This is a genomic window from Clostridium sp. AF20-7 (genome assembly GCF_003479275.1).
Classification (GTDB): Bacteria; Bacillota; Clostridia; order Lachnospirales; family Lachnospiraceae; genus Otoolea; species Otoolea fessa.
This window is the reverse complement of record NZ_QUGF01000002.1, coordinates 154,373-168,742: the sequence shown is the minus strand read 5'-3', so window position 1 is coordinate 168,742 and position 14,370 is coordinate 154,373. Positions and strand designations below refer to the sequence as shown.

14 protein-coding genes are annotated in these 14,370 nt (G+C 41.4%); all 14 read left to right on the top strand.

Translation table 11 applies throughout. From position 1 onward, the window contains the following. Positions 1 to 86 precede the first annotated feature (86 nt). On the top strand, positions 87 to 452 hold the full coding sequence (locus DWX68_RS02520; protein WP_118628531.1) for a hypothetical protein: 366 nt from the start codon (positions 87 to 89) through the stop codon (positions 450 to 452). After that, positions 412 to 1,230: a CpsB/CapC family capsule biosynthesis tyrosine phosphatase gene (locus tag DWX68_RS02515; protein ID WP_347475152.1), complete on the top strand. Its 819-nt coding sequence runs from the start codon at positions 412 to 414 to the stop codon at positions 1,228 to 1,230. Before DWX68_RS02520 ends, DWX68_RS02515 begins: the two co-directional genes overlap by 41 nt. 79 nt (positions 1,231 to 1,309) lie before the next feature. After that, positions 1,310 to 2,101: a Wzz/FepE/Etk N-terminal domain-containing protein gene (locus tag DWX68_RS02510; RefSeq protein WP_118628529.1), complete on the top strand. Its 792-nt coding sequence runs from the start codon at positions 1,310 to 1,312 to the stop codon at positions 2,099 to 2,101. A gap of 6 nt (positions 2,102 to 2,107) precedes the next feature. Next, positions 2,108 to 2,827 (top strand): CpsD/CapB family tyrosine-protein kinase, encoded by a 720-nt coding sequence (locus DWX68_RS02505; RefSeq protein ID WP_118472777.1) that lies wholly within the window; start codon positions 2,108 to 2,110, stop codon positions 2,825 to 2,827. Positions 2,828 to 2,838: 11 nt separating this feature from the next. Next, positions 2,839 to 3,852, top strand: coding sequence for an LCP family protein (locus tag DWX68_RS02500; RefSeq protein WP_182432117.1), 1,014 nt, complete (start codon positions 2,839 to 2,841; stop codon positions 3,850 to 3,852). Positions 3,853 to 3,889: 37 nt separating this feature from the next. Then, positions 3,890 to 4,525 carry a hypothetical protein gene (locus tag DWX68_RS02495; protein WP_118628527.1) on the top strand — a complete coding sequence of 212 codons (636 nt, stop codon included), beginning with the start codon at positions 3,890 to 3,892 and terminating at the stop codon, positions 4,523 to 4,525. 114 nt (positions 4,526 to 4,639) lie between these two features. Then, positions 4,640 to 6,100, top strand: a complete 1,461-nt coding sequence (locus DWX68_RS02490) for a sugar transferase (RefSeq protein WP_118628526.1) — start codon at positions 4,640 to 4,642, stop codon at positions 6,098 to 6,100. A gap of 1,075 nt (positions 6,101 to 7,175) precedes the next feature. After that, a complete protein-coding gene (locus DWX68_RS02485) occupies positions 7,176 to 8,297 on the top strand; it encodes a glycosyltransferase family 4 protein (RefSeq protein WP_118628525.1) in 1,122 nt (373 codons plus the stop codon). Positions 8,298 to 8,321: 24 nt separating this feature from the next. Beyond that, positions 8,322 to 9,053: a CDP-alcohol phosphatidyltransferase family protein gene (locus DWX68_RS02480; protein ID WP_207663951.1), complete on the top strand. Its 732-nt coding sequence runs from the start codon at positions 8,322 to 8,324 to the stop codon at positions 9,051 to 9,053. Between the two features lie 17 nt (positions 9,054 to 9,070). Further along, positions 9,071 to 9,796, top strand: coding sequence for an IspD/TarI family cytidylyltransferase (locus DWX68_RS02475; RefSeq protein WP_118628524.1), 726 nt, complete (start codon positions 9,071 to 9,073; stop codon positions 9,794 to 9,796). Between the two features lie 10 nt (positions 9,797 to 9,806). After that, positions 9,807 to 10,862 (top strand): NAD-dependent epimerase/dehydratase family protein, encoded by a 1,056-nt coding sequence (locus DWX68_RS02470; protein ID WP_118628523.1) that lies wholly within the window; start codon positions 9,807 to 9,809, stop codon positions 10,860 to 10,862. 25 nt (positions 10,863 to 10,887) lie between these two features. Then, the gene (locus tag DWX68_RS02465) at positions 10,888 to 12,081 is read left to right on the top strand and encodes a glycosyltransferase (RefSeq protein WP_118628522.1); all 1,194 of its coding nucleotides are present in this window, start codon (positions 10,888 to 10,890) and stop codon (positions 12,079 to 12,081) included. Positions 12,082 to 12,088: 7 nt separating this feature from the next. Beyond that, positions 12,089 to 12,997, top strand: a complete 909-nt coding sequence (locus DWX68_RS02460; protein WP_118628521.1) for a glycosyltransferase — start codon at positions 12,089 to 12,091, stop codon at positions 12,995 to 12,997. 54 nt (positions 12,998 to 13,051) lie between these two features. Next, the gene (locus DWX68_RS02455; protein ID WP_118628520.1) at positions 13,052 to 14,368 is read left to right on the top strand and encodes an O-antigen polymerase; all 1,317 of its coding nucleotides are present in this window, start codon (positions 13,052 to 13,054) and stop codon (positions 14,366 to 14,368) included. The last annotated feature ends 2 nt before the right edge of the window (positions 14,369 to 14,370 follow it).

Genomic DNA, 14,370 nt, shown 5'->3' with positions numbered 1-14,370 from the left:
CCTCATATCACGGCACACTGTATATGACATGATACATATTATGTCATATACAGGGACATATATGAAGCAGGAAATATGGACATCTTTTGGTTATAAGACAGGGCGAGAAGAAGACAGGAGTTCACCGATACTGGGGGTGCCAATGCAATTGCGGAAGCATCTGTCTGGTTTACGGAACGCATTTAAAAAGTGGACATACAAAAAGCTGCGGCTGTTACCGCAGAAAAAGGCAGACGCATGGATGGCTGGATCTGACGGGAGAACGTTATGGACGTCTTCTGGTTCTGGGACCATGGAAAGAAGATTCTCCTTACCTGGATATGGTCAAAGACGGAAATTCTGGCATGGACGGGAGAAACAAGGGCGCGAATGCAGAAAAACAGTATTATGATACATTCCTAAAAAAATATCATGGAGAACAAAGCGGCGCTGAGAGCGAAGGGAGAGAATAGAATGTTGCAAAAATCGCAGGAAGAGCCGAAAAAAAAAGAACAAAGAATTTCGGACATACATACACACGTTCTTCCGGGACTTGATGATGGCTCGAAAAGCATAAGCGCCAGTGTTCGGATGCTTCGGAAATCATATCGGCAAGGTGTGCGCAATGTGATAGCAACCCCTCATTATACCGTCTATCACTGGCGGACAAAACCGGAACAGATACAGAGACTTATGGAGCAGATGGCAAAAGCGGTTCAGAAGGAGATGCCGGAGCTGCGACTGTATAGCGGGCAGGAAATACAATATTTTGAAGGCATGGCTGATATGCTTCAGAGGGGAGAACTGCTGACACTGGCGGGAAGTCATTATGTTCTGGTAGAATTCCTTCCCCAGTCGCAGTGGAGTCAGATACAGAATGCAGTCCGGGAGCTGCTGCTGGCGGGATATTTCCCAGTGCTGGCGCATATTGAGCGTTATCAGTGTCTAAGAAAGACAGGACGTCTGACAGAGCTTCAGAGGGAGGGCGCTTATCTTCAGATGAATTACGGAAGTCTGATAAAGCTTAGAAATGTCTGGAATTTACGTGAGAGACTGGAACGGCGCTGGTGCCGTAAAGTGCTGTTGGCGGGATATATCAGTTTTCTGGGAACCGATATGCATGGGGTTCATCACCGTGCACCGGACAGTGACAGGGCGCTTGCCTGGATTCGGAAAAAGGGCGGGGATACATTGGCCAGACAATTGTCAGTGGAGAATCCAGAAAAAATAATCCTGGATGAGCGATTATAAGAGAAACTCTAAAATACATCTGAAACAGATTGGCGGAATGCCGGTCAGAAAAAAAGAAAGAAAAGGAAATTTGTAAGGTATGGAAACGAAAGAGAGTCAAAAACAGGCGTGGGATGACGAGGATGTAATTGATGTCGGAGAGATTTTGTATGCATTGCTCCGGAAACTCTGGATTATCATCGGAGCGCTTGTGATTGGAGGAGCAATTGGAGGGGCATATAGTTACTTTTTGCTCACACCGCAGTACACTTCAACCGCAAAAATCTATGTACTGACAAAAGAAACAACGCTGACATCGTTGGCCGACCTGCAGATTGGCACGCAGCTGACGCAGGATTACAAGACGATCATTACCGGCCGCTCGGTCATGGAAGAGGTAGTCGATAAACTTCATCTGGACATGGACTATAAAAAGCTGGTTAAGAAGATTGAAGTGGAGAATCCGAAAGATACACGTATTCTGAGCATTTCAGCGCAGGATCCGGATGCGGAAATGGCAAAAAAGATCGTTGATACGACGGCAGAAGTGGCATCGGACTATGTAGGAGAAATCATGGAGATGACACCGCCGAAACTCATCGAGAGCGGTGAGGTAGCTGTTAAAAAGACCAGTCCGAGCAATACCAAAAATGCTACGATTGGCGCTTTGATAGCAGCCTTTTTGGTGTGTGCATACATCAGCCTGACTGTTATTTTGAATGATACGATTCAGTCAGAGGAAGATGTGGAGAAATATCTGGAACTGCCGGTACTGGCTGTGATTCCGGAGAGCAAGATTCACGGAAGAGGCGAGAAAAAAGTAAAACGTACCTCCGGCATCTGGGATATCATCAATCCATTTGCCGGAAAAGAGAAAAACGAAAGAAGGTAGGAGAGCATGGCAAACCAGAATCTGTTCATCCCGGTTACACAGGATGAAAAAAAAGACTATCAATATGAGGAAGCAATGAAAACACTCCGTACCAACATTCAGTTTTCGGGCAGTGGATTGAAAGTGATCATGCTGACCAGCACGATGCCGGATGAGGGAAAAAGTGAGACATCTTCCCAGCTGGCGATTTCAATGGCACAGACAGAGGGACGAGTTTTATTTATTGATGCCGATATCCGTAAATCCGTGCTGGTATCCCGCTTCGGATTCGGGCAGCAGATTTACGGTCTGACGCAGTACCTGACAGGACAGAAACTGCTGGGGGATATTCTGTATCATACCAATCTGCCAAATCTTGACATCATTTTCTCTGGCCCGATGGCGCCGAATCCGGCGGAATTGCTGGGAGAGGACGCATTTGCGCGGCTGGTTGAATGGGCAAGAAATGAATATGATACGATCATCATTGATACGCCGCCTCTTGGAAGTGTCATTGACGCAGCTATTATTTCCCAGCGCTGTGACGGAGCTATCCTCGTAGTTGAAAGCGGGGCGCTCAGTTATCGCCTGGTGCAGAAAGCAAAAAACCAGCTTGAGCGGACGGGCTGCCGGATTTTAGGAGCCGTACTGAATCGTGTCGATATGGCAGGCAGCGGATACTATCATAGATATTATGGAAAATATTCCAAATATAGTAAATATTACGAAAACGAGTCGGATAAATGAAAAAGCAGAACATGATTCGATGGATTGCCGGAGCAGCGGTAGGAATCGCCTGCGTGGGATTCGGTATCCATGCATATTACAGATATGAAGAGAGAGAAGCAGCCGTGCAGGAGATGGAAGCACGCGGGCAGCAGGAAAACAAGGATGCAGAAGACCAGAAAAAGGGGATTTTGACCTGGAATGGAAAGAAATATCGCCGGAATACAGCGATGAGAGCCATTCTTTGTATGGGTATTGATACGAAGGGCGAGATGGCATCACAGGTAGTTTCGGGAAAAGGCGGCGATGCCGATGCCATCTTTCTGATCGCCGAGGACGCGTCCAGAGATCAGGCTCAGATTGTACTGATTCCAAGAAATACAATGACGGAGATAGAGGTATTTGACTATTTTGGGGAACCTCTGGGGACCGAGACACAGCAGCTGACGCTGGCGTATGCGTTTGGAGACGGGCGGGAAGAAAGCTGTGAACTGACAGCAGAAGCCCTTTCTAAACTTTTATTTGGTCTTAAGATCGACGGATACTTTGCAGTCAATATGGATTCGATTCCCTATTTCAATGATGCAGTCGGTGGTGTGCCGGTTACTGTGGATGATGAGATGGTCGCAAACCAGTATCCAGAAGATTTCAAGATGGGAGAAACAGTCAACCTGACCGGAGATCTGACAGAAAAATATGTCCGCTTCCGGGATGTGGACGAAGAGGGTTCCGCAAGTATTCGTCTTCACCGGCAGAAAGGATATCTGAAAGCGTTTATTCAGAAGGCAAAGGAAAGTCAGGCGGCAGACAAAACCACCATAACCCGGCTGGTGGATGGAATACAGAAATTGGCGATCACCAACATGGCAAAGGACCAGTACATGGACATGGGACTGGCGCTTTTGAACAGTCCGGATGCCATGGAAGACGGTGATTTTATTGAACTGTCGGGAAAAATATATCAGGGAAAATTCGAAGAGTTTTACCCAGATATGGATGAGCTAAAAGAGATTGTCATCAATCTTTTTTATAAAGAAAAAGCTTAAAAAGCAAAGGCTTTGAAAGCCGGAAAGGAAGGTTCAAATGAAAAAGAAGTACGCAGCACTCATGATGGCAGCAGCAATCATGGCAGTGCCGGGCACACTGGCAATGGCAGCGAGCCCGAACACAAACGCGACAGTCAGTCACGGAGGAAGCAGTTCAGGTTCTGCCTCTTCCAAGAGCGCAGGTCTCAATGTAAATGCGGGAACCATTACCAACAAGACATCTACGGGTATCAAGAATAGTGGTCAGAATGGTTCCAACGGTATTACTGTTTCGCAGGGAAATACTGCAAATGGCAGTTCGGTTGGGTTCGCATCCGATCAGCAGATCAAAGACGGCAATAGCTGGGCTGTTGCAGAAAAAGTGTTTGAGATCAATGCAGGTATTCCGCTGTATCGTGTAACGGGTGATCCGGCACTGGTTGGATATTCTCCGCTTATGCCGGCACAGCAGCTCATGACAACCGATGCAAATGGCGTTGTAGTGAGTGATCCGGTCACGGTAAATATTGCAGTAGCAGCTCTGGGCGATGTTCAGAATGTAGAAATCTACTACTACAGTGAAACCGATCATAAGTGGAAATTAGCTCCGGTCAACGGGATTGATCATGCAACAAACTCTGTTAATGTAACAATTCCGGGCAATGCAGTCTTTACATTGGTTCATAAGAACTAATTGATAAGGCCGCGGAAGCCGGCAGGTACCTGGTAAGAGAGGTACCTGCTGGTACCTTGAGAGGCTGATTTACAAAGTCGATTGCAATAGGCATTGACGGGGGGAGCGGTAGATATGTACAGAAGAGATTCAGGCGGATGGATGAAGCATATCGATTTCATCATCCTGGATGTGATTTCTCTGCAGGCGGCATTAATACTTGCCTATGCATGCAGTGGGTATGGATGGGATATATACACACCGATTTTGTATCGGAATATGGCGATTTTTTTAGGAATGATGGATCTGATTTTGCTGGTTTGCCGGGAGACAATGCGGGGAGTCATAAGAAGAGACCATTTTGTGGAATTTATAGTAGCTGTCAAGCAGGCCGTTTTTATAGAAGGCAGTGCTCTTTTATATCTGTTCCTTCTGCAGGAAGGGCAGAAGTATTCCAGACTGGCTTTGATGCTGACGTCTGTCTTCTATATCGGAATCGCATATATTGTGCGTGAATGCTGGAAATGGCATCTGCAGCGAAAAAAAACAGTCGATGGAAACAAGCGTGTTCTGCTGATTGTGACAAATGAGGACATAGCCGGACGGACGGTCAAAACGATCAAGGAAAACAATTATGCACAATACATGATTGCGGGGGTCTGCCTGATCGGATGTCACGAATCGCATGTAGGAGAGAAAATCGAAGAAATCCCTGTGATAGTGGAGGAGGAAGAACTTCCCCATTATGTCTGCCAGGGATGGATTGATGAGGTTGTTGTTATAACCTCAGAGATGGTGCCATATCCGGATAAGCTGCTGAACCAGCTGACAGAAACCGGCGTAACGGTGCATCTGAACCTTGCAAAAGTGACAAGTGTGCCGGGAAAGAGACAGTTTGTGGAGAAAATAGGACCGTATACCGTGCTGACAACGAGCATCAATTATGCGTCGTCTTTCCAGCTTTTTCTCAAACGGATGATGGATGTCATAGGCGGCCTGATCGGCTGTGCATTGACGGCGGTACTCTTTTTATTTCTTGCACCTGCGATTTATCTGTCATCACCGGGACCGATCTTTTTTACCCAGGAAAGAGTCGGAAAAAACGGAAAACGGTTCAAAATGTACAAATTCAGAAGTATGTACATGGACGCCGAAACACGCCGTGATGAGCTGATGAAAGAAAATAAGCTGGGCGATGGAAAGATGTTCAAGCTTGATTTTGACCCGCGCGTGATCGGAAATCAAATCATGCCGGATGGAAGCCATAAGACCGGAATCGGTGAATTTATCCGCCGGACAAGTCTGGATGAATTTCCTCAGTTTTTCAATGTGCTGAAAGGCGATATGTCGCTTGTAGGCACCCGCCCGCCGCTGATTTCAGAGACCAATCTCTATGAATTGCACCATAAAGCCAGACTGGCGATCAAGCCGGGTATTACCGGTATGTGGCAGGTCAGCGGTCGAAGTGAAATCACGGACTTCGAAGAAGTTGTCCGCCTCGACCGGGAGTATATCACTAATTGGAATATCGGAATGGATATAAAGATTCTGATGAAGACGGTGATGGTGGTTTTGAGGAGAGATGGGGCGGTGTAAGGGGGACAAGTTATCCATAAGTGGATGGCTTCGATTGAGAGCAGAGAAAAGCCTGATTTCATGCGGATTTGTGCGGCTTGATCTTTTCACCTCAACTTGTTTCTGCTTGTCACGGTGCGTTACGGCCAGCGTGCTTTCAGGGGTTAATGGCTTCTGGTTGCGCTCTATACTTAACCCATCACAGCGAAAGCTGATAGAGCAGAAAACAGAATAAGGAGGTACGAGGACAAGCCTGCGTATAGATTGTTGTTGCAATCTGTATACAGGCTTGTTGTTGTGCTGTGAAGTAAGTTGAGAAGTAAGAAATGTCTACTCAACAAATCGAAGCAACGTAGTATAGTCAAAAAGAACCCAATTTTCACACTCAACATACCGAAGATTCGTTGCAAAACGCCCTGATATATGAGGTGAAAATGGGTGATATCTACACAGTTTGCCGGTGGATGAGGAACACATTTGGGAGGGATAACGCGGATGTGGGTTGAATGATAAAAATGGTGGCGCAGATGATAAATTCATCAAAAATCCATGAGTTTATCACCTAATCTGCTAATGTTCTATTGAGTACACTATCGCCGGTAAATATGAGGATTACTTTGCTGCGGTTTGTTGAGTCATGAAAATATCGGGAAAAATGGCGGTTTCTACTTCGCAACTTTTCTGTTGAGTAGACCTGTCGTGGAGATGATAGGTATATAAGGACGGGGTGTCGAGGGTGGAAAATCTGCATGATTTGTTCATAGTGACGGTGGAGATATGGTTGAAAGTGGATAATATATACAGTTTCAACAACATATACGCGCCTACGCCCTTTGAGTGTACAAAACAGCACTTCGCAAAAATGGGGTATGAGCATGGACGAGGTTCGACAGTATAAAACAACACTTCGATGATTGCAAAAGCAAGACAGGTGTACTCAATAAACCGGAGAAAAGTAGAAATATGATTGCTGTGCCGAAAGGGTACGACAGTAAGGAAAAACACTTAGGCGTGTGAGCGGCAAGAGGAAAAAGAAATACCATCCATATGGATGTGTACATAGAGATTGCGGAAAAAGATGAGGAGTATTTGAGGGATGAGGAAGAGAAAAATCAAAATACTGCATGTGGCGCAAGCTGCTGGCGGCGTGGATCGCTACATCCGAATGCTTCTCAAGTATTTGGATAAAGATAAGTTTGAAAATGTATTAGTTTGCTCACAGGATTTCCATGAGGAAGATTATAAAGGATTGGTTGCTTCTTTTGAACAGATTGAGATGACGAGAGCTATTGGAGGCAATGACTTAAAGGCAATAAAAGAGGTTAGAACACTGATAAAGAGATATAACCCTGATATTGTCTATGCGCATTCCAGTAAGGCTGGAGCCATTGCTCGTGTTGCTGATATCGGTTTGAAAAATCGCTGTGTATATAACCCACACGGGTGGGCGTTTAACATGCGTTGCTCCGCAAAGAAAAAGGCGATGTATACAGCAATTGAAAAGATGGCTGCTCCGTTCTGTGACAAAATTATTTGTATTTCGGATGCAGAGAAACAGTCAGCACTGGATAAGAAAATTTGCAGAGAAGACAAGCTGCAAGTCATTTTTAACGGTGTGGATATCGAGACCTATGAAAATGGAGTGCATGGTGCAGTTAAAAGGAGAGACCTGAACATTTCAGATGACGCATTTGTTGTTGGTATGGTTGGACGAATGAGCCCACAGAAAGCGCCAGATGTCTTTGTTAAGATGGCAAAGCGGGTGAAGGATAAAGTTCCCAATGCACACTTCATTATCGTTGGCAATGGAAACCAAGAAGCTGAGATTAGAAAGTATGCGGAGGACAACGGTTTCTCAGATAGTCTACATATTACAGGTTGGGTTGATAACCCAATGAGCTATGTGGAACTTTTTGATGCTGCATGCTTGTTGAGTCGATGGGAAGGATTCGGACTGGCACTGCCTGAGTATATGATGGCGGGCAAACCAATTGTGGCAAGCAGGGTGGATGCCATTCCTAATATAATCAGGGATGGAGAAAATGGCTTGCTTGTTGAAATGGATGATGATATCGGAGCAAGTGAAGCTGTACTACGGATTTGTTGGGATAAGGGTTTGAAAGATAAATTGGTATTACAGGGAATGGAAGATGTGCATAACAGATTTAATGCTCGAAGGGTATCGGAAGAGCACGGGATACTGTTTGAGCAAATGTAAAGATTGACGAGGGAGGAAACAAAAATGATTACACCTAAAGATATTGAAAATAAAACGATGAGTCCAGAAAAGAGAAAGTCTGCAAAAAATGATTATTTTGCTTTTTACATTGGAAGGCCATTATCTTATATCTTGACTATTCCGTTTTTGCATACAAATATTTCTCCAAATACGGTTTCTTTGATTTCTATTATTCCGATAATTGTTGGATTTTTGCTTATGTGTATTGGAAATACAAATACCGTTCTTATTGTAGGATGGTTGATGTTTTTTCTTTGGAATTTGTTAGACGGTGTCGATGGGAATATTGCAAGATATAAAAAACAGTTTTCAAAAATGGGCAGTGTATACGATGCAATGAGCGGTTACATTGCTATGGTTTTATCTTTTTTTGGATGGGGTGTGGCAGCAGCACATAATCCTGGAATGTTTCAAAATATGATTCGGCTTCCTCTGGATTCTTATATTATTCTAGGTGCATTATCCGGAATATTTGTGATATTCCCGCGTTTTATCATGCATAAAGCAATAACCACACTGGGTGATCAAGGTTCAATGAAATCAGTTAAAGACAAGTCAGAATATGGGTTCATTAAATTGGTTGCTTTAAATTTGACTTCAATAGCGGGATTTGTTCAGGTTTTGATGCTGGTGGCGGTGATTTTCAATATTATGGATTTGTTTACCATGGGCTATTTTATTTTGAATTTTATGGTTATGGTAGTTTCTTTAAAAAGTATTTTTAATGCGAAGTAAAAAGGAGATTAAGCAGTATGGCAAACATTGCAATTATTATCGCGGGTGGTTCAGGTCATCGTATGGGTCAAGATATTCCAAAACAGTTCATTAATGTATATGATAAGCCGGTTCTTATTTACACGTTAGAAAGTTTTCAGAAGCATCCTCAAATCGATGCAATTGAAGTAGTTTGTATTGACGGCTGGCATGATATTCTGTGGGCTTATGCAAAACAGTTTAATATTGATAAATTGAAATGGGTTGTTTCAGGCGGAAGCACGGGTCAAGAGTCTATTAGAAACGGTGTTTATAACTTGGAGGGGAAGGTAAACGCGGATGATATGGTAATTATCCACGATGGCATTCGTCCGCTTGTTGAGCCATCTGTACTTACAGATGTTATCAGTAAATGCAAGCAATATGGAAATGCTGTAACATCCATGCCGTACAATGAGCAGATTTTTGTTGTGGATAAGGAGAATGAAGCTACGACTACGCAGTATATTCCGCGTGAAACTCTGCGTCGTGTTTCTACACCGCAGGCTTATAAATTTGATTTATTAGATCGTAAGTATCATGAAGCATTTGAAAAAGAAATTGGTATTTATGGGTCATCTTATACCAATACAATGATGGTTGAACTGGGAGAACGCCTTTACTTTGCAGCCGGCTCCGATAAGAACATTAAATTGACGACTAAAGATGATCTTGAAATGTTCAAGGCTTACTTAAAGGCAGATAAAGATAGCTGGCTGAAATAAGGAGAGGACTATGATAGATAATTCAATTTACAGAGAAGACACTAAATATGTAGCTAGTTTGGATCTGCCGTGGGAAAAGCTGAGCAATAAAAGTATCCTAATTACCGGAGCTAGTGGTTTGATTGGCAGTTTTTTGATTGATGTTTTAATGGAAAAAAACCTGCATGGATTGAATTGCAAGGTATATGCATTGGGACGGAATCTTGAAAAGGCAATGAATAGATTTGAGAGGTATTGGGCATCATCTTTTTTTGAATTTGTGTCACATGATATTAATGAGCCATTGGAATTGGAGAAGGCTGATCAGGTAGATTTTGTGGTTCATCTCGCAAGTAATACGCATCCGGTGGCATATGCAACAGATCCGATTGGAACTGTGACTGCAAATATTATCGGAACAAATAATCTTCTGAAATTTGCGGTAAAACATCATGCAGAACGTTTTGCATTCGCATCCTCAAATGAAATTTATGGAGAAAACAGAGGAGATGTAGAATTCTTCGACGAGAGGTACTGTGGCTACATTGATTCGAATACACTGAGAGCTGGTTATCCAGAAAGTAAACGTTGTGGTGAAGCTCTATGTCAAGCATATAAAAAGCAGGAAAAGTTGGATGTCGTTATTCCTAGGTTTACCCGCTCTTATGGTCCAACTATGTTAAAAACTGATACAAAAGCAATTTCACAGTTTATTAAAAAGGCAGTGGACGGCGAAAATATTGTTTTGAAGAGTACTGGAACACAGTACTATTCCTACACCTATGTGGCAGATGCAGTGGCAGGATTTTTAACAGTTATTCTGAAAGGTGAAAGTGGTGAGGCCTACAACATTGCGGATGAAGCGTCTGATATTATGTTGAAAGATCTTGCAAAGATTATTGCTGATTTTGCGGATAAAGAGGTTGTATTTGAATTGCCTGACGAAACCGAAAAAGCTGGATACAGTAAGGCAACAAAGGCTAGACTTGATGGTTCTAAACTGAAAAAACTTGGTTGGACAGCTAGATATGATATTAAACAAGGCTTGGAAAGAACTATGAAAATGCTGACTGAAATAAGCGAGTAAAAAATGTTTGATGTGAGGAATAGTAATGAATTTATTGTTTATACAGGGTGGCTCTAGGTGGAAATATGACTCAGAAGGAACACTTTATACAGACCCGAATTTTAATTCGCAGATTTGGAGCCGATATAAAGGATACTGTGACGAGTTAACTGTAGTATTGCGTAGAGAGGATCGAATTTACACAAAGGAAGAAGCGCGGATAAAATTTAATGAAATTGGTAACTCAATTGATCACTGTGTGGCACTCCCTGATATGTATAGACCTCTTTCAAATGCATTGTCGTGTCAAAAGAGAATGTTGGTAAAAAGAACCATTGAATCTGAAGTGAAAAAAGCAGACAAAGTGATTATTCGATCCTTGGGAAATATCTATACTAATACGGCGTTAAAATACGCACAAAAGTATCATAAGCCGTATTTGGTTGAGGTTACTGGTTTTGCATGGGAATCGTTGTGGTATCATAGCTTGCACGGAAAATTTGTTGCAGGATTCAAAGAAAAACAATATAAGAGATTAATGAAAAATGTAAAGTATGGTGTGTATGTGACAAATGAAGCCTTACAAAAAAGATATCCATGCAAAGGAGAAATGTTGGGATGCTCTGATGTTGAGCTTATGCCTTCAGACGATAAATTGCTTGAAAATCGTATTCTGAAAATACAAAAGCATACAGGCAGGATTGTGCTAGGAACAGCTGCTTTTTTGGATGTTGGTTGGAAGGGGCAGGAGTATGTTATTCGTGCCATGGGAGAGTTAAAAAATAGAGGGTTAAATAATTTCAAGTATGAAATGATTGGAAATGGATCAGGAGATAAACTGAGAAAGTTAATCGCTGAATTGCATCTGGAAGATTGTGTTTCTATCTTGGGAGCAAAGCCGCACAGTGAAGTTTTTTCATGGCTTGATTCAATCGATATTTATGTGCAGCCTAGTTTTATGGAAGGTTTGTGCCGATCTATCGTTGAGGCAATGAGTAGAGCATGTCCGGTGATATGCACGAATGTTGGCGGAAATTACGAACTGGTTTCAAGTGATTGCCTGTTTGAAAAAGCGGATTATGTTAAACTTGCTGATATACTCGAAAAAATGGTGAAACCAGAAATGCAAATTGAAGAAGCAAAACGGAATTTTGAAAAATCAAAAGAATATAATAAAAAAGACTTAAATAAGAAGAGAGATGCTTTTTATCGAAGCTTTATTGAGTCTGGAGTAGAGTGAGGACGATATGATTTCATTAGTGATGACAACATATAATGGATTAAAGTATATTTCTGAACAGCTTGATTCGATAAGGACTCAAACATTACTACCAGATGAGGTTTTAATCTACGATGATAGATCCACTGATGGAACATATGAGTATGTGCAGGAGTATATAGATAGGTATAATTTACACACTTGGAAGGTGTATAGAAATAAAGAAAATAAAGGGTATTCTTTGAATTTTAGCAATGCTATTGATGCTGCAAAAGGCGAATTAATATTTCTTTGCGACCAGGATGACATTTGGCATTCTGATAAAATCGAAAAAATGAGTAAAATAATGGAGGAAAACAGCCAAATTGAACTTCTTGCATCGAATGTTCATCCTTTTTATATGGGCGAGCACCCACAAAGAGTCCATTATCAGAAGTATAAGGGTGATTTAATTAGAATTCGACGATTGGGAGAATGGATTAAGCCAGCAAGACCGGGATGCACAATGTGTTTTAGAAGAACCCTAATGAAGAATTATCAAAGTTTGTGGTTTAGAGAATATCCACATGATTGTTTACTTTGGGGCCTTGCGGTTTTACAAGGAAAAGCCTATATCTACAATAGAGAAACTATTGAGTTCAGAAGACATGATAGTAATGCTTCTAGTCGAGGGGGACAAGACGTTAACTATCGAATTCGTGGAATTGAAAATGAGATTCGCATTATAAATCAAGCTGATAATTACTTTGAATTGCATGATTTAAAACTGCATAGTTTCTTAAGAATTCAAAAAAGAGTTTATGAAAAAAGAAAAGACTGTTTAATAAATACGAAATTGATTTCGTCGGTTATGATGGTTCGGTATTTACGTTATTATGGGCAGACACGTTTTTGGATGACAGATTTATATTACGTTCTAAAAAACAAACATAAATAAGTGTGTGACTAGCTGAATCAGATTTATTTTAGAGCTTTTTGGAGGTGATTGGACATGGCGCTGATGTTAATGGTGCTTATAACATTTCTGATTTTTTTAGTCGCATATAATACACTCGGTAAAGATGTGATGTCTCCCACATTTTTGCTTGTTGCAGGATATCTATTGTCTTTTGTATCAACGCTGTATAATATCAAAGATTGGAAGGTTTCGATTGGATTTCTGACAATGACTGTATTTCTTCTTGGAATGCTGTCTTTCTTTGTCGGAGAGTATGTTGTGAAGCGAAGAACCGCTACTGCTCGATCACAGAGTATGCCGATAGAGATTGAGTACATTGATATAGATAAATGGAAATACGTTGTAGTAGTGGTGTCATGCACAGTTATTCTTGTGTTGACATATAGAGAAGTTGTAAGAATTGCAAATTTAAATTTTGCAAGTTGGGGAAATCTAGCCTATAACTTCAAAGCGAATTCGATGAACGCTGATCTTGAAGGTGCAGGGCTTAGTTCTTTTGTACAGCAGATTAACAAAATTACTAAAGGATTTGCATATGCATTTCTTTTTGTTTTCGTTAACAATATATTTGCTCAAAAAACTAAGACGGAAAGAATAGCAAATTTTGCAAATCTTATACCAGGTGTTCTGTTTTCAGCACAGTGTATTTTGAAAGGTGGACGATTTCCTGTTGTCGCGTTTATTATTGGAGCTTTTTTCTTATATTATTATTTTTGGCGACGGACAAAGGGATGGGGAAAAGTCATACCAGTCAAATATATTGTACGCATCGTAATGATAATAGCTGGAGTTATTGCGGCGTTCTGGTTTTCTAAGGAACTGGTAGGGCGTCTTTCAAAAGATAACGATTTGATGGGATATGTTACGCGATATTTTGGTGGTGGTCCAGTACTTTTTGAATTGTATCTTAAAGATAGTTCAATGCTTCATGATGCCCCAAATGAAACTTTTGCCGGATTAATATCATCATTAAATAAATTTGGCTTTAATTTGACAGGTAGAGCTTATCATGAATTTCGTGCGGCTTCAGGAATCATGATTGGAAATGCTTATTCTGCATTGAGAAATTATTACCATGACTATAGTATCTTTGGTGTTATATTATTTAATTATATACTTGCATTCGTTTTCTCTATAAAATATTATGATTTGAAATTTTGTTCAGATATTACATACAAAAAGGCATTTTCATTAACTTTGTATGCATCTTTTATTTATACCGTCTTTTTTCAATTTTTTACTGACTACTTTTTTGCAAGATTATCAGTCGGACTTTTTATTGAAGTGATATTTTTACGTATATGCTTTTGGTTTGTTATGAGGCTGAAAGTGTGTTTTGGAAGGAGGTAATA